This window comes from Fibrobacter sp., from assembly GCF_045131395.1.
Classification (GTDB): Bacteria; Fibrobacterota; Fibrobacteria; order Fibrobacterales; family Fibrobacteraceae; genus Fibrobacter.
In genome coordinates this window covers 168,816-190,997 of the sequence record NZ_JBGUQY010000024.1, presented here as the reverse complement: position 1 = coordinate 190,997, position 22,182 = coordinate 168,816, and the positions used below count along the sequence as shown (strand labels likewise).

Annotated in this window: 20 protein-coding genes; 16 read left to right on the top strand and 4 right to left on the bottom strand. The window is 51.0% G+C overall.

All coding sequences use genetic code 11. The features are described from left to right. Positions 1–9: 9 nt before the first annotated feature. Both ACJMNB_RS07425 and ACJMNB_RS07420 read left to right on the top strand, forming a co-directional pair. Positions 10–1,458, top strand: a complete 1,449-nt coding sequence (locus ACJMNB_RS07425) for an oligosaccharide flippase family protein (RefSeq protein ID WP_405340768.1) — start codon at positions 10–12, stop codon at positions 1,456–1,458. Then, complete coding sequence (locus ACJMNB_RS07420; protein ID WP_405340765.1) at positions 1,455–2,264, top strand: phosphorylcholine transferase LicD; 810 nt, start codon at positions 1,455–1,457, stop codon at positions 2,262–2,264. Before ACJMNB_RS07425 ends, ACJMNB_RS07420 begins: the two co-directional genes overlap by 4 nt. A gap of 12 nt (positions 2,265–2,276) precedes the next feature. Here the strand turns inward: ACJMNB_RS07420 and ACJMNB_RS07415 are convergent, their stop codons facing one another. Next, entirely contained in the window at positions 2,277–3,368 is a 1,092-nt protein-coding gene (locus ACJMNB_RS07415) for a glycosyltransferase family 4 protein (protein WP_405341373.1), read from the bottom strand. 60 nt (positions 3,369–3,428) lie between these two features. On the opposite strand from ACJMNB_RS07415, the gene ACJMNB_RS07410 reads away from it, so the two are divergent. The 4 genes from ACJMNB_RS07410 to ACJMNB_RS07395 are packed head-to-tail and all read left to right on the top strand — an operon-like array spanning position 3,429 to position 9,162. After that, positions 3,429–6,014, top strand: a complete 2,586-nt coding sequence (locus ACJMNB_RS07410) for an MMPL family transporter (RefSeq protein ID WP_405340762.1) — start codon at positions 3,429–3,431, stop codon at positions 6,012–6,014. Between the two features lie 4 nt (positions 6,015–6,018). Further along, on the top strand, positions 6,019–6,903 hold the full coding sequence (locus tag ACJMNB_RS07405; protein ID WP_405340759.1) for a hypothetical protein: 885 nt from the start codon (positions 6,019–6,021) through the stop codon (positions 6,901–6,903). A gap of 9 nt (positions 6,904–6,912) precedes the next feature. Beyond that, the gene (locus ACJMNB_RS07400; RefSeq protein ID WP_405340756.1) at positions 6,913–8,847 is read left to right on the top strand and encodes an LTA synthase family protein; all 1,935 of its coding nucleotides are present in this window, start codon (positions 6,913–6,915) and stop codon (positions 8,845–8,847) included. A 27-nt stretch (positions 8,848–8,874) separates the two neighbouring features. Beyond that, positions 8,875–9,162, top strand: a complete 288-nt coding sequence (locus ACJMNB_RS07395) for a hypothetical protein (protein WP_405340753.1) — start codon at positions 8,875–8,877, stop codon at positions 9,160–9,162. A 31-nt stretch (positions 9,163–9,193) separates the two neighbouring features. Here the strand turns inward: ACJMNB_RS07395 and ACJMNB_RS07390 are convergent, their stop codons facing one another. Further along, on the bottom strand, positions 9,194–11,257 hold the full coding sequence (locus ACJMNB_RS07390) for an LTA synthase family protein (protein ID WP_405340750.1): 2,064 nt from the start codon (positions 11,255–11,257) through the stop codon (positions 9,194–9,196). A 40-nt stretch (positions 11,258–11,297) separates the two neighbouring features. Between ACJMNB_RS07390 and lptC the strand changes: the two genes are divergently transcribed. The 8 genes from lptC (at position 11,298) to ACJMNB_RS07350 (ending at position 18,794) form a co-directional block, all read left to right on the top strand. Continuing rightward, positions 11,298–12,119 carry an LPS export ABC transporter periplasmic protein LptC gene (gene lptC, locus ACJMNB_RS07385; protein WP_405340747.1) on the top strand — a complete coding sequence of 274 codons (822 nt, stop codon included), beginning with the start codon at positions 11,298–11,300 and terminating at the stop codon, positions 12,117–12,119. After that, positions 12,119–13,399 carry a hypothetical protein gene (locus tag ACJMNB_RS07380; protein WP_405340744.1) on the top strand — a complete coding sequence of 427 codons (1,281 nt, stop codon included), beginning with the start codon at positions 12,119–12,121 and terminating at the stop codon, positions 13,397–13,399. The genes lptC and ACJMNB_RS07380 overlap by 1 nt, the downstream gene beginning before the upstream one ends. Positions 13,400–13,417: 18 nt before the next feature. Continuing rightward, positions 13,418–14,155, top strand: coding sequence for an LPS export ABC transporter ATP-binding protein (gene lptB / locus ACJMNB_RS07375; RefSeq protein WP_405340741.1), 738 nt, complete (start codon positions 13,418–13,420; stop codon positions 14,153–14,155). Positions 14,156–14,163: 8 nt separating this feature from the next. After that, positions 14,164–15,789, top strand: coding sequence for an RNA polymerase factor sigma-54 (gene rpoN / locus ACJMNB_RS07370; RefSeq protein ID WP_405340738.1), 1,626 nt, complete (start codon positions 14,164–14,166; stop codon positions 15,787–15,789). A gap of 176 nt (positions 15,790–15,965) precedes the next feature. Next, positions 15,966–16,283 (top strand): ribosome hibernation-promoting factor, HPF/YfiA family, encoded by a 318-nt coding sequence (gene hpf / locus ACJMNB_RS07365; protein WP_072798321.1) that lies wholly within the window; start codon positions 15,966–15,968, stop codon positions 16,281–16,283. A 12-nt stretch (positions 16,284–16,295) separates the two neighbouring features. Then, positions 16,296–17,327 carry an HPr(Ser) kinase/phosphatase gene (gene hprK / locus ACJMNB_RS07360; protein ID WP_405340734.1) on the top strand — a complete coding sequence of 344 codons (1,032 nt, stop codon included), beginning with the start codon at positions 16,296–16,298 and terminating at the stop codon, positions 17,325–17,327. Then, complete coding sequence (locus ACJMNB_RS07355; RefSeq protein ID WP_405340731.1) at positions 17,320–18,237, top strand: MlaD family protein; 918 nt, start codon at positions 17,320–17,322, stop codon at positions 18,235–18,237. The genes hprK and ACJMNB_RS07355 overlap by 8 nt, the downstream gene beginning before the upstream one ends. 86 nt (positions 18,238–18,323) lie before the next feature. Next, positions 18,324–18,794, top strand: coding sequence for a TraR/DksA C4-type zinc finger protein (locus ACJMNB_RS07350; protein ID WP_072798329.1), 471 nt, complete (start codon positions 18,324–18,326; stop codon positions 18,792–18,794). A gap of 132 nt (positions 18,795–18,926) precedes the next feature. Here ACJMNB_RS07350 and ACJMNB_RS07345 read toward each other — a convergent pair whose 3' ends face one another. Together ACJMNB_RS07345 and ACJMNB_RS07340 are read right to left on the bottom strand one after the other, a co-directional pair. Then, positions 18,927–20,000, bottom strand: a complete 1,074-nt coding sequence (locus tag ACJMNB_RS07345) for a glycoside hydrolase family 5 protein (RefSeq protein ID WP_405340728.1) — start codon at positions 19,998–20,000, stop codon at positions 18,927–18,929. Positions 20,001–20,035: 35 nt separating this feature from the next. Continuing rightward, positions 20,036–20,326: a hypothetical protein gene (locus tag ACJMNB_RS07340; protein ID WP_072798334.1), complete on the bottom strand. Its 291-nt coding sequence runs from the start codon at positions 20,324–20,326 to the stop codon at positions 20,036–20,038. Positions 20,327–20,411: 85 nt separating this feature from the next. Here ACJMNB_RS07340 and ACJMNB_RS07335 point away from each other — a divergent pair, with 85 nt between their 5' ends. Together ACJMNB_RS07335 and ACJMNB_RS07330 are read left to right on the top strand one after the other, a co-directional pair. Continuing rightward, a complete protein-coding gene (locus ACJMNB_RS07335; protein ID WP_405340724.1) occupies positions 20,412–21,227 on the top strand; it encodes a menaquinone biosynthetic enzyme MqnA/MqnD family protein in 816 nt (271 codons plus the stop codon). A 63-nt stretch (positions 21,228–21,290) separates the two neighbouring features. Then, the gene (locus ACJMNB_RS07330) at positions 21,291–22,157 is read left to right on the top strand and encodes a diguanylate cyclase domain-containing protein (RefSeq protein WP_405340721.1); all 867 of its coding nucleotides are present in this window, start codon (positions 21,291–21,293) and stop codon (positions 22,155–22,157) included. Positions 22,158–22,182: the final 25 nt, after the last annotated feature.

The window sequence follows — 22,182 nt, the reverse complement described above, 5'->3', positions numbered from 1 at the left end:
CGATTGATTATGGGAAATCTGGAAACAGACAGTAAGTTCTTGAAAAAGGCGATAATCGTAAACATCGTGGGGACTATCCTCAAGGTTTGCGGTCCGCTGTTGACCTTTGTGATGGCGCGTATTTTTGGCGCCGCTGAATTTGGAATTTTTATTTCTGCGCAGACGCTCCTTTTGACCATTGCCCATTCTTCGACTCTTGGGCTCGATAAAGGCTTGTACTGGTACCTTCCGCAGAACGGCTTGCATAACCGTCTCCGTTACGACGGCATTATGGAATCCTTCTGGATTTCGGCTTCTATTGCAATCCTCTGTACGGCAGTGATTTTTGTAGGCTCCTTTACGCCCTACATTTCCAAGGAACTGCCTTGGTACGCACTGTCGCTTCTGTTCTATATCGGCTGCTATGTTTTCGGTACCGCTTCCGAAGGAAACCGTCACCCGCAGAATGCGGTGTTCGTGAATTCTTTCCTCACGGTGTCGCTGGCGCCGGCTACATCGATCGTCCTTCACTTTATGGGAGTTCCCCATGCGCTTCCGCTGGGCCTTTTGGTGGGCCAGATGGTGGGGGCCTGCGTGCTCTTTGTGCTTATCCGCAAGCAGTTCCCCGAAATGCCGCTGCATCCGCGCTTCAAAGTTTCGCGTGTGCTTCTGAAGTATTCGCTCCCGCTGGGTATCGATGAATTCGTGTCCTCTTTCTTGATCCGCTCCAGCCTCTGGATGGTCATGCTTTTCTTGGGCCCCGAAAAGGCGGGTGCCTATGGCATCATGGTTACCATTTCCAATGCGCTCCAGACCATTCGCGTGGGCTTTACGCCTATCCTTACGCCGGTGGTAGCGGGCATGGACAAGGGTCGCCTTAAGACGGACCTCAAGCCGGTTTACAGCTACTGCGTATTCATGGTGACCTTCATTCAGCTCATGATCGGTTTCTTTATCGTGCTCTTCCCGGACTTGATCCTCGGCATTGCGGGTAAGGACTTTATCGTGCAGCCCGAAACCCTTGGCATCTTGCTGCTCGTGCACCTGGTGGCGGGCTTTGGCGGAATGTCCTATGTGGTGCTGAACGGCATGGGCAAGAGCTTATATACGCTTATTTTGGATATAGCCATGCTTGTCGTTGCGCTTATTACCGGTTATTTCTTGATTCCGGCGTTTGGCCTAGTGGGAGCGGCTCTTTCGATGCTTTGCTACAATATAGTGGCTATCATTTGCAACAATGTCTATTTGTTCAAGATGGGACTACAGCCCTATTCGCTTCGCCTTTGGTCACAGGTAGTTTGGATTCTTATTCTGATTGCCTTCTATATCGCTCTTAATACGCAAGTGTTTACATTGTCCATGATTGAAAAGGCCGTTGTGTATGTGGCGATTGTTGCCGCTCTTGGTGCATATGGTTTTTTGGTGAAAAAGAGAATGGACAAAGACAGAAATGCCGTTTCGGCTGGGGGCTTAAAATGAAAAAGATTGAGCAGAATGAGTTTCGTGAAATCCAGATGTCTATCCTGGATGAAATTAAGCGCATCTGTAAAGAAAACAACTTGAAGTACAGCCTTGCTTATGGCACCTTGCTCGGTGCGGTGCGCCACAAGGGCTACATCCCCTGGGACGACGACATCGACATTTGCCTTTTGCGCGAAGACTACGAAAAGCTGATTGCCATTCTCAAGGACAAGAATGCCCCCGGCAGCAAGGAATGGCTAACGCTGGTCGACGATACTTGCGACGGTTACTTCTACCCCTTTGCAAAGGCCTACGACAACCGTACTACAGTCAAGATGGAACGTCACAAGGGCGAAATGGGAATCTGGGTTGACATCTTCCCGCTGGATGGTCTTCCGAAATCCCGTTTCTGGGAAAAGGCATACGTGCTTTACTGCAGTTTTTTGCGCGTGATTACCCTTGCCATTACCTCTGACTTCAAGTCCAAGGCCTATGATACCTGGACCCTTATGTACAAGCGTTTCTTCTATGCCGTGGCGTGCATTGTGGGCAAGAAGCGTTTCTGCCGCTATGTGGAACGGGTCATTCGCCGTTATCCGACAAGCCATTCGGGCCATGTGGCGACGCTTTTCTTCGACTCGAAAACCGACCGCATTCTCGACCTCGAAAAAATTGCAGAAACGGTGGACTATCCCTTCGAAAACCGCGAATTTAGCGGCTATAAGAACTTTGATTACTACCTGTCGGAATTCTACCATGACTATATGCAGCTTCCGCCAGAAGAAAAACGCTATAATCACGGGGTAAGTGCTTTTTTTCGGTAAAACTTTCCGAAATCAGTAAGACTTGTTCCCCGAAGGTGGCCGCAGACCTAATTCTTCAAAGAGACGAACCCAATTGTCCCCGATTTTGTCCGGGGTAAAGTCCAGGGAACGCTTCCAGCCGTTTTCTTGGACTTGCTTGCGGTATTCTTCGTCTTCGATCATTCTTGTAAGCGCATTTGCCAAGGCGTCTTCGTTTTCGCTTTCTACGCACAAGCCCTGGGAATCGTTCTGGATGATTTCTCTTTGGCGTCCCTTGTAGTCGCAGGCGATGCAGGCTGCTCCCTGTGACATGGCTTCAATGAGAACCATTCCGAATCCTTCATAGCGGCTGCTGAGGACAAATATTTCGGAATCGTCGAAGAAATCCTTGATATTCAGGTGGAATCCGGAAAGAATGACCCGGTTTTCCAAGTGATTTTCGGCAATCAGGCTTTCCAGATACTGGCGGCCCTTATCTCCTTCGCCGGCAATTTCTACGACCCAGTCTGGGTATTTTTCCTGGACTTTCGCCCAGGCCTTGATGAGGATATCAAACCCCTTGCAGTGCCAGATATTCAACCGGCCGGCGGCAAGGATCCTTTTTTTCTTGCTTGGGTTAATTGCCGCCGCGGGTGTTATGGAAAGCGGGTTCGGCATGACCACCGTTTTCTTGAATCGCTTTACGACAATGTCGTGGTCTGTCTTGGTCAAGACGGTAACGCAGTCGTAAACGGCGTTGAAATAGAACTTGAGAAGATAGGGAAAAAGATGCCTTTGAGAATAGGGATTTTTTTCGAAAGAACTGTGGTCGGACGAAATGATTTTCTTGTGGAGGCCCAAAGCCGCCAAATATGTGTAGAATGTGGAATCCGGCATGACACCGATGATGATGTCGGGATTTTCCTTTTTAATGGCGCGGCGCAGGCTGAAAATCTTTAAGGGGAAAAAATGACGAAAACAGGGGAGAATTTGAACTTTTTCTTCGATGGGATAAAAGTCAGAAATGTTGTCCCGTTCCTTGTTGCTTACGAAAAAAACGGTGTGCCCCATTCGGAAAAATTGATTGGCTAGTTGGACTGCCACATTTTCCCCGCCACCACGGGCGATTCGGTTAAGGACGATCATTATTCTCATAAGCGTAAATCTAGTAAAAAAGAGTCCGTACAAATTTTTTATATTTTACATATGGTTACAAAGAAATCCTTACAAGAAAAATTTTCGGCGTGGTATATCCCGCTCATTTGTAAGCACCAGTTCAAGGCTTTGGCTTTCTATCTCCTGCTTGCTGCATTGTGCGCATTCCCCATTTTTGTTAAACCGGGTCTTCGACTGGATGCAGACCTTTCTCATTTGCTTCCCGATGAAACCCCCAGTGTTCTTGCCTTGCAGGAATCCTACCAGCGATTCGGCAGTACGGACCGCTTTACGATTGCCATCCAGAGTGACGATCCCGAGATCGTGGCGGCAATGCAGGATTCCGTTGAAAACTACATTCACAGCCGCTGGCAAGGTGATTTCGTATCGACGCAGAAAGATGAAGAAAACCAGTTCTTCAAGGATAACGCCCTTCTCTATTTCCCGGTGTCTCACCTGGAACGTATCCGCGATAACCTGGAAGACCTTCAGCTGGAAATTGGCCGAAAGAATGGTCCTCTTGTTGTAGACCTGTTGGGAGACTCGACGACCGCTGCTCCTGAAAAGAAGGAACGCGTTTGGTTTGATGAAAACTTGCCGCAGGAACTTGGTCTTCCGGATGAAGCCGTTGGTGCATTTGCTTCCTTCATTCAAAAGAACAAGGATGAATCCGACAAGGATGCCAGTGATGAATGGCACCCCAAGGATCCTGTGCCGGCCCATCTGAAGGCCCGTCTCATTGGTTGCCCGCGCCCCGATAGTACCGGAAAGATCCTGTTCAATGGCGTGGTGAATGCAAAGCTCATTAAGCCCTCCACGGACTACGAATTTGTCACGCATATTCTTGCTCGTACAGATTCCCTGCTCCAGCATTTCAATGGAAAGACCTATCCTGTTCCCACCCGTTTTACCGTGGATGGTACTTACGAGGGCCTCAAGGAAGTGGATGAAGTCGCCAATGACAGTATATTCTCCTTCGCCATCAGCCTGGTGTTGATTTTGCTCTTGACCTCTTACTTCTTTAGAGGATTCAAGGGGCCGATTCTTGTTACGGGCACGGTGCTTTACGCCTGCATTCCGACTTTTGCCTTTACAGCCCTTTTCTACGGTAAGTTGAACCCGTTCACGGTCTTTGTGGCGTCCATTATCCTGGGTATCGGTATTGACTATTCCATCCACATGCTTGGAACGGCTCAAAAACTGTTGAACCAGAAGGCGACTTTGGAAGAAGTCCTCCAGGAAGCCCAAAGGCGCATGCTGAAGCCCTTTATCTTGGCTAGCTTTACCACGATTGCGGCTTTCCTGACTTTGCTTGCGGCTCATTTCAAGGGATTCTATGAATTTGGCGTCGTGGCATCTGCAGGTGTTTTCTTCAGTATGCTCACCTCCGTTCTGGTGCTTCCGGTTTTCATCAAGTGCATGGGTGGCATTCCCCGCACACCTGACAATAGCTTTTTCCCCAAGGCTTGGACTGAAGGCCAGATTCTTAAGTTCTTCCGGGTCGCTGCGATTGTCGGCTTGGTTCTTGGCGGAATTTCCCTCTATTTTGTACCCCAGGTGGATTTCGAACATGACCTAAAGAACCTTCGTCGTTCTTCCACGGTAAAGAAGGTCGAGGACAACAAGATTTCGACTAAAGTCACTCGTGCAAGCTATAAGGCCAAGACGTCTACGCCTGCGGCAGTGATGGGGTCGAAGGTGTCCCAGCTGGATCAACTCTATGATACGCTGATTTACCGCCTCAATGTGGAAAAGGATTCCATGCTGGGCAGCTTTATTACGCTCAAGAGCTTCATTCCGCCAAAGGATTCCCAGGAAGCCCGTCTTGAAGTCATCGAGGAAATCCGTGAACTGGTGGAGGCCCGCGTCTTTGACCGTGCCGAAGGCGAAGATTCCGTCAACATCGCCAATTTGCGAAAGCTGGCTTCGGTAGAAAAGACCTTTACTCCGGAAGATCTTCCTAGCTGGATTCTTGATGTCGTTCGTGAAAAGGACGGCTCCTACGGCAAGATTGGCTTTATCTATGGCGATTTCCCCAGTTGGGATGCGAAGGCTCTGCAGCGCTTCCAGGACCGTTACGGACATTGGAACTTTGATGGAGAAAACCTCCGTACCTTCTCCTCGCAGTTTATTCTTTCGGACGTGATTTCGTCTGTGAAGGAAGACAGCTTCAATCTGGCGATTGTGATTATCCTCGTGATTTTCGGTACCCTTCTCATTTCCTTTAGAAAGCCGAAGATTTTCCTTGTGGGCTGCATTCCCTTCGGTATGGGCGTACTTCTTGCCTTGGGCTTGCTGGGCTTCCTCAACGGAACGTTTGACTACGGCAGGATCAGCATTTACAACGTGATCGTGATTCCGATGGCGCTGGGTATTGGTATCGATGCCACGATCCACCTGGTGACGGCATGGAATTCCGATAAGGCAATGACGCTTCGCCGTTTGATGGATACGACGGCTCGAAATGTGATGGCCAGTTCCTTGACGACCATTGCGGGCTTTGTAGGCTTCCTCTTCACGACGCATAAGGGCTTGAAGGGAATTGGCGATCTTGCCTGCATGAGCATATTCATATTCCTGGTGACAAGTGTCGTGTTCTCCATGTTCCTGTGCGGCACCATCCTAAAAAAGAAGTAGTTGCATGAGGTTTATAGAAATCTACCGTAGCATCATGCAGGGTGTTTGGAACATCGGCTTTGTCGATAACACCTTGGACGAAGTCATTGCCGGCGAGCCCCTGAAAATCAGGTGGCTGAATCACGAATGCAAGGACCGCTGGTTTGCGGATCCCTTCATTCTCGATGTTACGGACGACAAGATATATGTCTTGGTCGAAGAATACTACTATCCCCACAAGAGAGGCCGCCTTGCGATGCTCACTATCGACAGGGCTAGCAACACTCTTCTTAAGGTCGATACTATTCTGGAGTTGGATTCCCATCTCAGTTTCCCGGCGATCATCCGCAGGGATGGCAAGATTCTTGTTTACCCTGAAAATTTCAAGGGCGGTGGCCTGAAGCTTTATGAATTGGACTTGGAAAAGCCTGCCTTGGTGAACGGAAAGCCGGTTAGCGACGCCCTCCTTACGGATGCGGTCTATACGGAACTGTTTGGCAAAAAGCAGATTTATTCCACGGAGATTCCGAAGCCCAATGGATCCACCCTGGGCGTGTACGAAGCGGATGCGTCTGGAAAGTATGTCAAGGTGAAGGAATACCAGTTCCCTGAAAACATTGCCAGAAATGCTGGCGACTGGTTCGAGTACAAGGGAAAGATTTACCGCCCCGCCCAGGAATGCAACGTGGAATATGGCCACGCCATATCCTTCCAGCAAGTTGAAGAATCCCCGGAGGGCCTTGTGTTTAAGGAACTGTGGAGAAAGTCTTCTCCGCACCCGACAATGAAAGTGGCCTTCCATACGTTCAATATGTACAAGGGCGTGATGGTGGTGGATTGCCGAGGGTACCGCTATAGGGCTATTGCCGGCATCATCAACTTCTTTAGGGGCTTGTTCGTAAAAGGATAATTTCTGAATATGAAGCAGTTCTTGAAAAATCCCTACGTGCTGATAACGGTGATCGCCTTGCTGGTGCAGTCAGTGATGCTGGTGTTCTTCTACACCCTTCCTGACCCTCTGGGACTTTCCTTGTTGGAAATGTTTTCCGGAAGAATCCAGTGGCAGATGATTATGGCCTATGGCGGTATGTTGGTCATATCCGGCCTTTTCATGCTGATGAAAATGCCCAGGGGACTTGCGATCTACTATATCCTTTATTTTTTCTTTGCGACCGCCGATTATGAGGTGTTCCGTTTTTCCCATCAGCGTCTTTCCTATTCCTTCGTCCGTACCTATTTTCATCCTTCCAACTTGTTTGACAGTACTGCCGCTACCGTTTTTGGTGGCGATGCCTTGGGCACGGTACTTTGGGTCGGATTGTACATTCTCGTGCTGGCTGCAGGAATCACGTTTATCGTTCTGTACACCCTTCAGAAAAGAAAGAAGGGCAAGGACCTTGATCTTGCCATAACGCCGAAGAAAAAGGTCCCCATTAGTTTTATTTCTGCAGGCCTTGTCCTGTCCGTGTTCCCCTTGATTCTCTTTTTGATGGGAACCCGCGCCGTATTCTATGTGCCCATTGTAAAATGGCCTATTGAAATGCAGTTCAATCTTGGGAAGTACACGTTGACTTCTCCGATTCTCCATATTGCGGCATGGGAAACCTTTGAGTTTGTCCGTGACAACGAGAAGGTCTCGGAAGAACTGGTGGAAGACCTGAATGCCTTCTTGCCAAAGGACAAAATCGGGGCTCGTCAGGATGTGATGAACTATCCGGTTTACTTTGATGCTGCCCGACATGAATATAAGGCAAAGCGTCCCTACAACATCGTCTTTGTCTTCGGGGAATCCTATAAGGGCCGCATTTTGAACCAGATGCTTTCGGGAGATACGACCCTCGCCCCGAATCTCTGGAAATTGGCGAAAGTGGGCGGACTGTGGTTCAAGAACGCCTATAGTGGCGGGTATCCGACGGTTCGTGGAACAACTTCGACCTATCTCGGTTTCCCCACCCATCCGAACAGGGATGTTCCCAGTTTCTACGCATCGAACCATTTCAAGGGATTCCCGGAATATCTGGAAAACTACAAGAGAGCCTATGTGACCATTTCCAATCCGGTGTTTGACCATACCTTGCCGTTTGTAGAACGCTTTTATGGTGAAAACTGGAAGTTGGCTCCGGATGACAGTATTCCCGGAACGGCCGACAGCTTGGGCGCTGACCTTGCGATACAGACCCTAGACGGCATGCCCTATGACAAGCCCTGGTTCCTGCTTTTTAATACCATTGCGACCCACATTCCGTTCTATGGCTACCCGGATGCCTTTGCTCCGAAGCCGGAGGATCCCATGGTTCGTTACCGCACGGCGCTTCGATATACGGACCAGCAGTTTGGCCGCTTTATGGAAAGCCTTTCCCAACGTCCGGATTTCGATCGTACGGTAGTCCTGTTCCTGGGAGACCACGACACCCCGGTAGATTCTGTTGACCGTAGAATTCCGCAGCCCATAGGAGTGTCTTCTTCCCGTATATTCATGGGAATCTTTTCTGCTGACACCAGCTTGTTCCAGGGACTTGTCGTTCGCGAAGATGTGGCCTCTCAATTGGATGTGGGGCCGACGATCTTTGACTTGGCCCAAGTTCGAGCTCCGGGACATTTCTGGGGATATGACCTGCTTACTCAGGAACGCCCTGCGGAACAGCCCTCCCTGTTCTTTGGCGAGAACGGTTATTATCTAGGGTTCAGGGATCACGTCCTTACGGGTGGCCTGAAAAGCGAAGAAGTGTACAGCGGCGTGAACCAGAACTTTGTGCCCGTTACGGATTCCGTTTCTCTAAACTGGAGAGACAGGGCTGTTGGCGCCAGCAAAATACTGCGCTCCTTGCTCCGTAATGACAACATGATGCCTTAATATTTTTACGGTAAAGAGGAGGAACAAATGAGAAATCTATTTCGCAAGGTCTTTTTATGGCTCGGGGCGCTCTTTTGGAGCAAGCGCTTTAGAATATCAAGCGTCGTGGCCTCGTCATTTGCATTGCAGGCTTTTGCCTGTACTTATGGAACCGATGAATCTTGCGATGGAGACTGCTACGATCCTCCTCCCTTGGAATGTAAGCCTGTGTACGACGAGACATTGTCCGACTCTTCTATAGTCGAATATCAATGTGCCGACAATTATGAAAATACTTCGGTAGACGAAGACCGTCGTCAAGAATCCAAGGAATAGATGGATCGCCGGCAAGGTTTGTAAGGGTTGGTTACAATCCTTTTTCCAGGCTGTAATCCGAAATCTTAATTAATGTATCGAGAGTCGCCGAAAGGTGACTTTCTTCGTTTTGGAACTTGCCCGTCAGCTCCTGTTCTTGGCGGAGGTCGTTTTCTGCAAAGAGGTGCGTTTCATCCTGTGCGGGGTATTTCGCGATAAAGCGTAAGCCATCTAAGCCAATCGCAGCGTAACCGGAGTATGCCCCGAGAGACATACCGGCAATTTTCTTCGATTCCGTAGTAACAGAAGAATCGGTAGATGCAGAATCTGTTTCAACCTTAGTCGTGTTTCCACGCAACAAGTTATGTCCCATGAATATGTTCGGTACGGCGAATCCGGCCAGTTCAAGCACCGTGGGAGCGATATCGATCTGGGCTGCGGTCGTGGTGTCGCGAACGGCCTCCATGCCCTTGCCGTGAATAAAGAACGGAATCCAGCTGATGTTCGAATATCCGCCACCGCTCATGGTAGAAACTCCGTTTTCGCCCAAGGGGAAACCGTGGTCGGCCATCACGATGACATAGGTATTCTGGTACCAGTCCTCGTTTTGTACGGCGCGGATAAAGCGGGCCAGCTGCCTGTCGGCATACCCCATGGTCACGTTGATGCGTTCCTGCAGGGGCCTGTTCTTTTCTTCGTCGGTCATGCCTGCGGCAAAGTTGAAGGGGTAATGGTTGGAACGTGTCATGAGGGTGGCGAGGAAGGGCTTGCCTTCTTTAGAGAGCGTATCGCGCACGTACTCGATGGCATGATCCATGAAGGTGGAATCGTCTTCACGGTTGCGGTTGTAGTGTTGCTCCGTGTACCACTTTGCCATCCATACGCCCAAGTTATCCCAGGCGGGGTCGGCGGCAGACATGTAGTGGGTGCTGTAACCGTTTTCTGTCAGCACCGAAACAAAGCTGGGGATAGTCACATGCGTCAGGTCGGTGGCCTGAGACAGTCGGGAATGGTGCGGAATGCCGATATGGGTAGAAAGCACGCCGCCGGTGGTGGGGACGCCGCTGGTGTGCATGCGCATCCACACGCGGGAATGTCCGGCGAGGGAATCCATGAAGGGCGTGGGGGAGGGCTGTATTTGCGGGTTCATGTAACCCGTGTTAAGGCCGCGCTGCGATTCCATCAGTACCAGAATAAAGTTGGGCTTCATTTCGCGCTGGGCCTTGAGCTTTTCGCTGTTCAGGAGCTCGTCGCTGGGAATGCGGTAAAGCGGAAGTCCGTTGCCTTCTTTTGCATCGGAGAATTTCCAAGAAGAATCGCCTTCGACCTGTTGCCATAAATTTTGATAAGAGACCCGGTAGGCATCCAAATTGGCATCGGTAAGTCCGTCCACTTTTTTCGTGGCAAACAAGTCCTTATAAATTAAGGAGACAACGGGACAGAGCTTGTCCATGCGGGAACTGCCAGTCCATATAAAGTAAACGTACGAGTAGGAGGCGATGTAGAAAATGACCATCGCGATGACTGATTTCTTGATATAGAAGCTGTTTGTCGGACGGTACCATTTGCAAAATAGCCTGTAGAGCCCGTAAGTCAAAGGTAGCATCAGAACGAGAACGACGAACTGCAAGTAAGGTACAGAAAGGTCGTTTGCAACATAGTCGTAGAATACGATAATCGACGAAGTGTCCTTGTAGGTGTCTACAAGTCCAAAGGTCAAGTGCCCGCCCAGAAATCGATGGGTCTCGTTGTCGAGAAGGGTCAAGAAAAGGATTGCACCGTGGAATACGGCGTATAAAATCGTCAGAGTCTTCTGGACAATAATTTTTGCCTTGTCGGATTTTAAGGCGTCGCCAATCTTGATGCCGATGGCGCCGATGACAAGGAATACCACCAGTGCATTCGCGATCCACATGAAGTCGATGCAGACTGCGTGGAAAATGAACCAGTCCGGCTTGCTTACAAAAGGGAATCCGTAAGGGTTGCTGCGGAAAAGGAGCAATACCCGCAAAACAATGTGTGTCACCCATGCTGCAAGGGAAATCAAGACCAGGTTCTGCAAGGGCATCAGCCCTGTCGCGGCATTCTTCAAAAATTCAATAACACGGAGTTTCATGCGGAATAAAATAGAAAATCAAATTATCTATATTTGGCCTATGATTCTTCAAAAGTGGACGTTGATACCTTTATTGCTGATCGGTCTGTTGATGACCGCTTGCGAAGAAATTGAAGAAGAAAAGCCCTGGCTGCAGGTAGAACGCCCCGAAATGCTTTTCACCGATACCACCCTTATGGACAGTTACGACAAGGGTGTGCTGGCCTGGAAACTGAAAACCGCCTATTTGGAACGCTGGGGCGACAAGGAAGTGGTCTTTGTGCGCCCGGTGCTGGTGGATATTTACGACTCCCTGGGAGAACGTACCGCATTCTTGCGCGCCGATTCCGGCCGCATGGACTTGAAGTTTACCTACGTGTATGCCTACGGCCACGTTTACGCCCTTACGCCCAAGGGCGCGTCGGTGCGTTCGGACTCCTTGATTTGGAACAAGAGGGACAACCTGGTTAAAACAGAAAGTTACGTCCGCGTGGTCAGCGAAGAAGGCGACGTGTTGCAAGGCCGCGGCTTTGAAAGCGACGCCCACATGGACAACTGGCGCATTCTTTCCAGTGTCACGGGCATTTTCCAGGATGCCGCCCGCCGCCTCAAGGAAGAAGACAAGTCCCAGGCAAAAGAAATTGAATCCCGCGATAGCGCCCAGGCCGCTGCGGCTCCTGCATCGTCGTCGGCAGCGACAACGGTGGCTCCCGTCAAACCGGCAGCGCCTGCGCCGGTGAAACCGGTGGCGCCGTCCGCTCCTGCAAAAGCCGATACTTTGAAAGAGACTGAAAGCTCCGCCCCGACCAAGGCCGAACAAGAGTTCATGAAGAAAATCAGGAACAGGGGGATTCGCGCCAAGGCAAAGTCGAGGGACGAATAATGAAATCGGCCTTCCGCAAAACTTGGCTTTTGTCGCTGTTCCTGGTGGCCCTTCTGGCCACCAGCGCTGCCGCCCAGTCCTCGCCCTTGATCATGAAACATGCCGACAGCCTTGCTGTCGCCCGCAAGCGCGGAACGCTCTTGCTGCAAGGGCGAGTGCATTTCGTCCATGACAGTATCCAGTTCCGCACCCAGCGCGCCTTCTGGCACAAGTATGCCGAAACCGTGCAGTGCAATGGCGGCTTCCTCTTTACGCACCCCTCGGGCTACATCCAGGCCGAAAGCGGTCTGTACCAGAAAAAGAATGCCATTGCCACGGCCTCGGGCAATGTCCACGCGGGCGATTCGGCGTCTACGTATCTTTTTACCGGCGAGTATCTGGAATACGACCGTGAAAAAGAAATCTTGACCATGCCCCAGAAACCCAAGCTTTATCAGTTCGAAAAGCAGAAAAACGGTAAAATCGATACGGTGACCATTTCGGCCAAGCGCATTATTTACAACAAGAAAGATGCCTTTGCCCAGGCCTTCGACCAGGTGAAGGTCACGCAGAACGAAATGGTGGTGACTTGCGATACGGGCTACTTTGACCGCAAGAACAACTGGCTTTCCATGAAGGGTCACCCCACCTGCGACCTCAAGAATTACCACCTGACGGGAGATTCCATTTTCCTGGTGTTGGACTCTACGGGTAAGTCCTTGCAGTCGGCCTTGGTGATTCGCAACGCCCACGGTATCCAGCAGGAGGAACCCAAGAGAAATGCTCCCGGCAGCGTGACCGAGGCATTCGGCGATACCCTCTACGCCCAATTCAGCAACGACAAGATTGAACGTCTTTACGTGAACTTGAACGCCAAGGGATTCTTCTACGAAACGGACCTGAAGGAATACCGCAACCTGATGGACGGCGACAGGCTTGACTTGTACTTTAACCAGGGCAAGATGGACCGGGCAATCGTCTCGGGCAAGGCTCAAAGCACTTATTTCTACGTGAAAAAGGACCGTTCTGTTTCGGGCAAGAACGAGGCCACGGGCGATACCATCCATATCGTGTTCGACGCCCAGAAAAATGCGGTGAAGTCCTTAAAGCTTCTGGGGGCTGCGGCCATGGCTAGCGGTCGCTACATCGACATGGAAAAGGAGCAGCGCAACAAGAAGGCGCAGGCGGATTCCCTTAAGGTGGAATCCGGCGACAATGCTCCCAAAGAAAAGATGAAGTCCCATTTGGATATGATTAAAAAAATGCGGGAAAAACAAATCGCCCCGCCGAAAGATTTGTAAATTGAGTTTGAAAAGTCTATGAAAAACCTAGTCAGTACCATACGCACGGAACACCTGAGAAAGGTCTATGGCGGTCGCCAAGTGGTGAGCGACGTATCCATTCGCGTGTCCCAGGGCGAAATTGTCGGACTCCTGGGCCCTAATGGTGCCGGCAAGACGACTTCGTTCTACATGATCGTGGGCATGGTGCGCCCGGAGTCGGGTCACATCTTCCTCGACGACATCGAGATGACGGACAAGCCCATGTACAAGCGCGCCCGTCTGGGTATCGGTTACCTGCCCCAGGAAGCTTCGATTTTCCGCAAGCTTAGCGTAGAAGACAACATTATGGCGATTCTCGAAACCCAGGGCATGAAGCGTTCCGAACGCAAGCGCCGCCTCGAAGAATTGCTGGAAGAATTTAAGATTACCCACATCCGCAAAACCAAGTCCATGAGTTGCTCGGGTGGCGAACGTCGCCGTCTGGAAATTGCCCGCGCTCTCGCCAGCGACCCCTCGTTCCTTTTGCTGGACGAACCTTTCGCCGGTATTGACCCCATTGCGGTGGCCGACATCCAGTCCATTATTTCGGGCCTCAAGGATCGCGGCATGGGAATCCTGATTACGGACCACAACGTTCGTGAAACCCTTTCCATTACGGACCGCGCCTACATTATGTACAAGAGCCAGGTGCTTACCGAGGGTTCTTCGGAATACTTGGCCAATGACCCCGAGGCCCGCCGCATTTACCTGGGCGAAAGCTTTAGCTTGGGTTAGGGGGCTTCGTGGATATCGGACTGCAAATAGGTACAAATCAGCGACTGGAGCAAAATCTTTCGCCCCAGCTTCGTCAGTTTGTAACCATCTTGCAGAAGAACTCCCTGGAACTCGACACCGCTATTAAAGAAGAGCTGGAAAGCAACCCCCTTCTGGAATTGGATGATGCCGCTCCCATGGAAGAGCGGGAAGTCCACGAAGACGAACTTCCGGATTCCGGTGCGGAACTGCGCGAAGTCAAGGACGATTTTGACGATTACGATTCGGGCGACTATTCCAGCCTCGAAGACAGTGCCATGGGCGACAGCTCCCTTTTGGACGGCGGCGACGATATCAATTACGAACAGTACTTGAAGGACGGCTCCATGAACGAGGACGCCCCCTTCAAGGATTTAAACGTCGGTAACGATTCCGATGACGAATGGGACCGCCCCATCAAGGATCACGGCAAGAGCCTGCAGGACAAACTGCGTGACCAGCTGCTGCTTTGGTCGGGGTCCCGTGAACAGCTGGAACAGCTTGCCCAGAGCAACTGCTCCGAAAAGAAGTTCCGTTCGTTGGTGGAATACCTGATTGATTCTCTGGACGAGAACGGCTTCTTGCAAGAGGCCACTCTGGAAGAGACCCCCTTGCGCCTGTCCGAGGATCCCTACATCAACGAGATTGAATCCATGCTCCGTAACGAGGTCCCGCTGGAGGAATGTTCCCTCCCTGTCCGTGAGGCGGTGCATGTGCTGCAAGGTTTCAACCCGCGCGGAATCGGCGCCCGCAACCAGCGGGAATGCTTCTTGATCCAGGCCTACGGCCTCCCGAACTTCCCGGCGCTGGGCATCAAGATTCTTGAAAAGTGCTACGACGACCTGCTGGCATTACGTTATGCGAAAATTGGCAAGGCCTTGGGCGTTTCTACCGAAGACGTGCAGCGTGCAGTCGCAAGCTTTGCAAAGCTGAATCCCCATCCGGGTTTCCAGCTGTCCAATTCCCGCGTGCAGACCATTGCCGCAGACCTCAAGGTGGTCGACAAGCATGGCCGTATGGAAGTGGAATCTGTCCGTTCCTCGGTGCAGAAGAGGCTCCGGGTTAATCAGACTTACAAGGCCATCCTCGACGACAAGGGCGCTTCCAAGTCCGACAAGGATTACGTGCGCACTCATTTGTTCAAGGCTGTGGAATTCATCAAGGCACTTGATAACCGCTACACGACTATGGAACTGGTGATGCGTGCCATATTCAAACGCCAGAAGGATTTCTTCACCAAGGGCCCAGCATTCCTGAAGCCCATGGTGCAGCAGGACATTGCCGACGACATCAAGCGCGACGTGAGTACCGTGAACCGCTCGGTGAACGGCAAGTACGTGGATACGCCTTACGGCATTTTCGAACTCAAGCAGTTCTTTACTTCGGGCGTCAAGCAGGATTCTTCTCCCGACGCCGCAGAACTCAGCTCCGCAACTATCCTGGATGCCATCAAGAAACTGGTGGACGAAGAAGACAAGAAAAAGCCTCTTTCGGACCAGGCCATTGCAGACAAACTGATGGAACAGGGAATCAAGGTGGCCCGCCGTACGGTGGCAAAATACCGCGAAGAAGAGCTCCATCTTTTGCCCGCCAGTAAGCGCAAAAAGCTCATTTAGGCCTTTTTTGGCCTAAAAAGGCCACTTTTGTACTAAATATTCCAAATTGGAATAAGTTTTTTTGAAAATTTTTGAAAAACCCTTTGTTTTTGAACAAAAAAAGATGTATATACTCTAGACGTGGAGCAAAAAGCTCTGCAATACATACGAAAACCCTTTTTAAGGAGGTTAATATTATGGATATTCAGTTCTCTGCTCGTCACTTTAATGCTTCTGCCGGACTTCAGGATCGTATTCAAGAAGAAATGGATAAATTAGCTCGATTCTACCCGAATATCACAAGTGCCTCCGTTATCCTTGACCACGAAGTAGAACATCAGCGTCATTGCGAAATTACTGTTAATATTACTGGTTCTCAAGTAGTGGCCTCCGCCGACGAAGAAAACATGGGCAAGGCTGTGGATGTGACTCTTGAACGCATCAAGGTGCAGCTCAAGAAGGCAAACGACAAGCAGAACGATCACCGTGCCCAGCCTATGTCTGAAGTTGTATAATCGGACGATATCGTGGCTGAGTCAAGATTAAAAGACATCAAGATCCTGCACCGGGAACGTCTTCTGGTGCGGGACTTTTTTTTGCATTATGGCAAGGACCTGCAAATGGCTTGCCATTCTTCGGAATCGACCCTGGACGCCCCTATTGCCGAAAGCGGCATTAACAGGCCTGGCCTTGCCATGGCGGGCTTTACCAAGGTCTATAGCTCCCAGCAGATTCAGGTGGTTGGGCACACCGAATGGAACTACCTGGAATCCATTGGCCCCGAAGGCCGTGCAAAGGTTTTTGAGAATTTGTCTGTATTCAAGGCACCCATGTGGGTGGTGACCCACTCCCAGATGCCTCATCCTGAGCTTCGCGCCATGTGCGAACGTTTGGGTATTCCCCTGTTTTCTACCACGCTCCACACTTACGAGTTCAACAAGATCGCCCAGCGTATCTTGGAAGAATTCTTCGCACCCCATGCCATTATCCACGGAAGCCTTGTGGACGTCTACGGCGTGGGCATGCTCTATGTGGGCGACAGCAATGTGGGCAAGTCGGAATGCGTGCTGGATCTTGTAGAAAGTGGACACCGCATGGTGGCTGACGACGTGGTCCACATCAGTAACGTGGGCCGTGCCATTATTGGCCGTCCGGATCCGCTGATCAAGCACCACATGGAAATCCGCGGTGTGGGCATCCTCGATATCCGTGCCATGTTCGGTATCCATGCCATCCGCAAGGTGAAGAAGATCGAAACCATCGTGGAACTGCAGCAGTGGCACCGCGACGGCGGTTACGACCGCACCGGGCTCAACGAACAGGAAGAAGAAGTGATGGGGGTGAAAATCCCCAAGGTGGTCATTCCTGTGGCCCCCGGCAAGAACCTGACCGTGATTTCCGAGGTCATTGCCATGAATACCTTGATGAAATATAGCGGTCAAAACGTGGCTCAGGACTTCAATGAGTCCTTAATGCAAAAGATTAAGGCCAAGGCCAAGGGCGAGTATGTCGATGATTTGTTAGATTTCGACAATCAAAATTGGTCTTACTATGAATAGGGTCATAAAACGCATTAAAGAGAACCTTTTGCCGTTTATCGTGTTCGTCATTCTCGTGACGTCATGTTCTTCGGCGTGGTTCTTTTTACACCCGTCCAGTCCGTATCACCCGCGTTATTCTTTCGTGGTTTCTTTCGATGCCGTGGGAACCCTTTCTCCAGGCAACCTGGTCAAGGTGCGCGGCATTAAGCGTGGCGAAATCACCAAGGTGGAACTTACCGACGATGCCGTCTATGTGACGGTCCGGGTTCTCGCAGAAACGAAGGTTCCGCGCAATTCGGAATTCCGCCTGATTACTGCGGGCCTTATGGGCGAACGTGAAATTTGCATTTTGACCGGTGATTCCAAGGATCTGGTCCATGAAGGCGATACGCTGGTTGGACGCTTTGACGAGGGGCTGAGCGGCTTCGGCAAGAAACTGGGCGCCATTCTTACGGACTTGGGCGAACTGAAGGATTCTGTCCGTTCGGTAATGGACTCCCTTTCGGACGGTCAAACCGGTGTGCAAATTCAGCGCGTGTCCAAAAAGGCGAAGAACGTAATCTACAAGAGCCGGGTGAATGTGAAAAGCTGGAAGGCCGAGGTGGAGTCGCTTCTGGATAAATGTGACCAAAGCTTGAGCAATGCGCAATCGGCTCTGGAAGCCATTGCCCAGACCGGGCAGGTCAAGATCCGCGACCTGAACGCTTTGGTTGAACGCACGCGCCTGTTGCTTGAGTCGGTCAAGAGGCTCAAGGACCAGTCCAACACGATTGTGGGTAAACTTCTGGAGGGGGACAACTCCGCTGGGCTTGTCATGAATTTGACGTCGCCCATCAACACTGAACTGGATAAGCTGCTTTTGGATGTCAATGCGCTGCTTGAAGACATCAAAAAGAACGGCTTGGACATTAATGTTGATATTTTTTAAAAAAAGTTTACCCTTTTCGCAAAAAAAAAGTTATTTATCAGTTTATTGGTACAAACGAGTTTAATCGCAACCAAGGAGAAAAGACCATGGCTGAAAAGAAACCTGTAAAGATGAGCGATGCTGACCTCAAGTTCTTTGAGGATATGTTGATTGAAAAACGTAGACAGATTGTTACGGCTCAGACCGACTTTGACAAGACAGAAACGTTCAAGAATCAGGCGCAGGCTGGTGAAGGTGGCGAATCCAACAGTGCAGACCTTGCAACCGACTACAATGCCCTGGAAACGAACTTCTCCTTGGCTGCCCGCGAAGGCAAATATCTGGTGTATCTGGAAGAAGCCCTCAAGCGCATCAAGAAGGGTACCTTCGGTATCTGCAAGGTGTGCGGCGAGTTGATTCCCAAGGCCCGTCTGATTGCCGTGCCTACGGCAACCAAGTGCGTGAACTGCAAGGAAGAAACCAAGCGCAAGGAAAAGGAAGACAGCCGCCTTGAAATGGCCCGCATGCTCGCCGAAGCCCAGCGCCGCGAAATGCAGAAGCGCGCCGCCGGCAAGTGACACTCCGTGTCATCCTGCCACGAAGTGGCGGGATCCATACATTTTAAAATGCACTTGTAATAAGTCTTAAAAAGAAAGCGCCCCTTTGGGGCGCTTCTTTCTATTCTAGAATCTTTCTCACAATGCGGTGTGTTAGCCCTTGCTCAAGAGTTCCATGAGCTCGCTGTCCAGGCGTTCCGGGTTGTCGTACTGCTTCAGGTTCTGGTGCAGCGATTCGCCCTTGGAGACAAGGCCGAAGTCCAGGTTCTTGTAGTTCCAGTAGCTGTAGCCCACGTCTGCATCACGGAGGATTTCCATGAAGTCGCGCATCCAGGCGAGCTGGTACTGACGCTTGACTTGCACGTATACGCCGAACTCGTTGCAGGCCACCGGCAAATCATACTTTGCACGGAAGTCGAGCGCATTCTGGATGCTTTCTTGCAGGCGGGCCTTGTCCCACTTGCCGTATTCCACGTCCAGACGGGTGGCACCACCGGCCTCGGGGGCGGCGTAGTCGCCGGGCCAGGGGCGTTCAATCTTGAAGAACGGATCGCGGATCCATTCGGCACCCTGGTGGGTAAAGGTCACCGGGGTGTAGGTATGGAAGCTGTAGATGGCGTTGTCGTCATCCATGGGCGTCAGGTACTTGAATTCGCGGGCGCTGTTCCACTTGTTGGCGCCTACCACGATGGTGTTCTTCGGGGCGTGCTTGCGGATGGCCCAGAAAATTTCGTCTTTTACTTTGTCCCAAACAAGGGAGTCGGCGGCGGCGGGTTCGTTCAGGAGTTCCATCATCACGCGGGACTCGCCACTGTAGCGTTCCGCCATGAAGGACCACACCTTGGCGGTGTCCTTGCGGGCGTCGGCGCTTACAAAGAAGGGCTGCTCCTGGTACGAACCCAGGTGAAAGTCGTGGCCCGGACACTTGTGCAAGTCCAAAATCACGTACAGGTCGTTAGCCTGGATTTCCTTGATGGCCTTGTCCAGAAGTGCAAATACTTCGTCTTTGGGCTTGAGGGTGCCTTCGTCGAACAGGTTGAAATAGTCCACCGGCAGACGTACGTGGTTGAACCCCGCACCGCGGATGCGCTTGAAATCGCTTTCGCCAAGGAAGGTCTTGATATGTTCAATGATCCCCGGAAACCCTACGGGATCTTTTTCCTGGATGCAGTCTACCTGACTGAACCATCCACCCAAATTCACTCCCCGCAGTCTTTCTTTAATCATTGTATCATCCCAGTGTGCGAAAAGGCTGAATTGCCTTACTCGTTTACAATTGTCAGGTCTTCTTCGGCGATGTTCAGGCTCATGATGACTTCCATGTCATCGGGAAGGTCCTTGAAATCAACCACCAGTCCAACCTTCTTGGATTCGTCCTTCTGCTTTTCAAAAAGAACGACATCAAAAATTTTCATTCTCACCACCGCCTCTTGTGTGACGGGGATTTCTACAGTCATGCCCTTGCTGATGGGGCCTTCAACAATCTTGCCCTTGAATACCAGGGAAGTCTGGTCGTCGCCGAGCGAGGTCTTCTTTACATGAAATACAGCCATTATACCTTAGCCATTTTTCGGTTATTCTTCTGTTATTTGTTCTTGAACCCTGTTGCGGTCCGTGGCGAAAAATTAACTTTTTTACATGGCTTTACGAGTTGGACGAATCCCATTTTTGGTCTGTGCGCCGTTTTTTCATGACTTCCTCGGACGCGAGTCCGAATTCCATGACATCGAATTTGTGGACGGGGCACCCAGCGTGCACTGCGCGTCGCTTAAAGAGGGCCAAATCCATTTGTCTCCGGCTTCCTCCATCACCTTTGCGCAGAAGCCCGGGGCCTTCGTATTGGCTCCGGATATTTGCACCTCCTGTTCTTTTGAAGTCCGTTCCGTTAAGTTGTTCTCGAAGGTGCCCGTAGAGGAATTGTCCCGCAAGAGGGTATGCCTTACGGCCCAAAGCGAAACGTCTATTAATTTGTTGAAAATACTCCTGCAAGAACGTTTCGGCCTGCAGCCGGTTTACCGTGCCGGAGTATACGAGCCTGCCGATGATGCCTGCCTGCTGATTGGCGACCAGGCCCTCGAAGAAAACGAACGCCACCGCTTTGCCTATGACTACGATTTGGGAACCCTGTGGCAGGATTGGCAGCATGTTCCCTTTGTCTTTGGGGCGTGGATCATTTCTAGGGACGCCCTGGGGCCGGAACTGAAGCCGGTGCTGCTCCGTTATTTGCAGGCCACCCGCGAAAGCGTTGAACGGTTCCGCGAAAATCCGTCGCGATCGCTGGACAAGTGGCTTGCCCGTTACCCGGTGGACCTGCCCCGCTCCGTTATAGAAAATTACTATTCCGCGCTGGATTACCGCTTTACGGACGAACGGAAACGGTCCTTGTCCCTGTTTTTTGAGCATGCGGCCGCCCAAGGGCTTATCAAACAGGCGCCTACCCTAGAGTTTTTGTAGACAATCTCTCGAAACAATATTAATTTATGGAAATCCCAAGGTTGTTTAATGGGAGGTTGTTCAATGGTTGAAGAAAAAATTCTGATTGTAGACGATAACGCCGAGATCCTTGAAAAGACCAAGGACCTCCTGGTGCGTGTCGGTTATAGTGTTGAATGCTGTAATTCTGGAAAAGACGCTCTGGATTTTTTGGCCGATAACCAGGTGGATTTGGTTTTGCTTGATATCAACATGCCGAACATGAACGGCTTTGATGTTTGCCTGCGTATCCGCCAGCGCCATGCCTTGGACGACCTGCCGGTCATTTTCTTGACCAACCGTGAAGATTCCGACAGCGTGACGAAGGGTTTCCAGGCGGGTGCCTCGGACTTTGTGAGCAAGAGTGCCATTGCCGAAATCCTCCTTGCCCGCGTGAACGTGCATATTCGCCTTGCCCGTTCTTTGCGCAACCTGCGCGATATTTCCTTGACCGACGACATGACGGGCTGCTTCAACCGCCGTCACGGCATGTTCTCGCTGCGCGAATGGTTCTCACGTTCCAAGCGTTACGGCACTCAGTTTGCGATTATCTATTTTGACTTGAACGGCCTTAAGGCTACCAACGACCAGTACGGTCACCAGGCCGGTGACTTGCTTTTGCGCTCGGTGTCCACTGCCATCAAGGATATCCTGCGCGAAACGGACCAGCTCTTTAGAATGGGCGGTGACGAATTCATGGTCATTTGTCCGGAAACCGATGTGAAGGGTGCCTTCGTTTGCGCCGAACGCATGGAGAAGATTGTTTCCGAAATCAAGATCGTCGACAAGCAGGCTTCCTTTGCTTACGGCGTAGCCCATTCCAGCGAAGACTACAAGGAAGTCGACGACATGTTGCACAGCGCCGACGTTTCCATGTACAAGATGAAGCAGGATATGCGCAAAAAGAAATAGCGCCATTTCTGGCGCCTGTTATCTT

Coding starts and splice junctions, on each gene's coding strand:
- ACJMNB_RS07350 (WP_072798329.1), top strand. CDS start 18,324: ATGGCTGAAAAGAAACCTGTAAAGATGAGCGATGCTGACCTCAAGTTC.
- lptC (WP_405340747.1), top strand. CDS start 11,298: ATGATTCTTCAAAAGTGGACGTTGATACCTTTATTGCTGATCGGTCTG.
- ACJMNB_RS07335 (WP_405340724.1), top strand. CDS start 20,412: ATGGCTTTACGAGTTGGACGAATCCCATTTTTGGTCTGTGCGCCGTTT.
- ACJMNB_RS07395 (WP_405340753.1), top strand. CDS start 8,875: ATGAGAAATCTATTTCGCAAGGTCTTTTTATGGCTCGGGGCGCTCTTT.
- ACJMNB_RS07405 (WP_405340759.1), top strand. CDS start 6,019: ATGAGGTTTATAGAAATCTACCGTAGCATCATGCAGGGTGTTTGGAAC.
- ACJMNB_RS07420 (WP_405340765.1), top strand. CDS start 1,455: ATGAAAAAGATTGAGCAGAATGAGTTTCGTGAAATCCAGATGTCTATC.
- ACJMNB_RS07425 (WP_405340768.1), top strand. CDS start 10: ATGGGAAATCTGGAAACAGACAGTAAGTTCTTGAAAAAGGCGATAATC.
- ACJMNB_RS07415 (WP_405341373.1), bottom strand. CDS start 3,368: ATGATCGTCCTTAACCGAATCGCCCGTGGTGGCGGGGAAAATGTGGCA.
- ACJMNB_RS07355 (WP_405340731.1), top strand. CDS start 17,320: ATGAATAGGGTCATAAAACGCATTAAAGAGAACCTTTTGCCGTTTATC.
- lptB (WP_405340741.1), top strand. CDS start 13,418: ATGAAAAACCTAGTCAGTACCATACGCACGGAACACCTGAGAAAGGTC.
- ACJMNB_RS07410 (WP_405340762.1), top strand. CDS start 3,429: ATGGTTACAAAGAAATCCTTACAAGAAAAATTTTCGGCGTGGTATATC.
- ACJMNB_RS07340 (WP_072798334.1), bottom strand. CDS start 20,326: ATGGCTGTATTTCATGTAAAGAAGACCTCGCTCGGCGACGACCAGACT.
- ACJMNB_RS07345 (WP_405340728.1), bottom strand. CDS start 20,000: ATGATTAAAGAAAGACTGCGGGGAGTGAATTTGGGTGGATGGTTCAGT.
- ACJMNB_RS07380 (WP_405340744.1), top strand. CDS start 12,119: ATGAAATCGGCCTTCCGCAAAACTTGGCTTTTGTCGCTGTTCCTGGTG.
- ACJMNB_RS07390 (WP_405340750.1), bottom strand. CDS start 11,257: ATGAAACTCCGTGTTATTGAATTTTTGAAGAATGCCGCGACAGGGCTG.
- ACJMNB_RS07400 (WP_405340756.1), top strand. CDS start 6,913: ATGAAGCAGTTCTTGAAAAATCCCTACGTGCTGATAACGGTGATCGCC.
- ACJMNB_RS07330 (WP_405340721.1), top strand. CDS start 21,291: ATGGTTGAAGAAAAAATTCTGATTGTAGACGATAACGCCGAGATCCTT.
- hpf (WP_072798321.1), top strand. CDS start 15,966: ATGGATATTCAGTTCTCTGCTCGTCACTTTAATGCTTCTGCCGGACTT.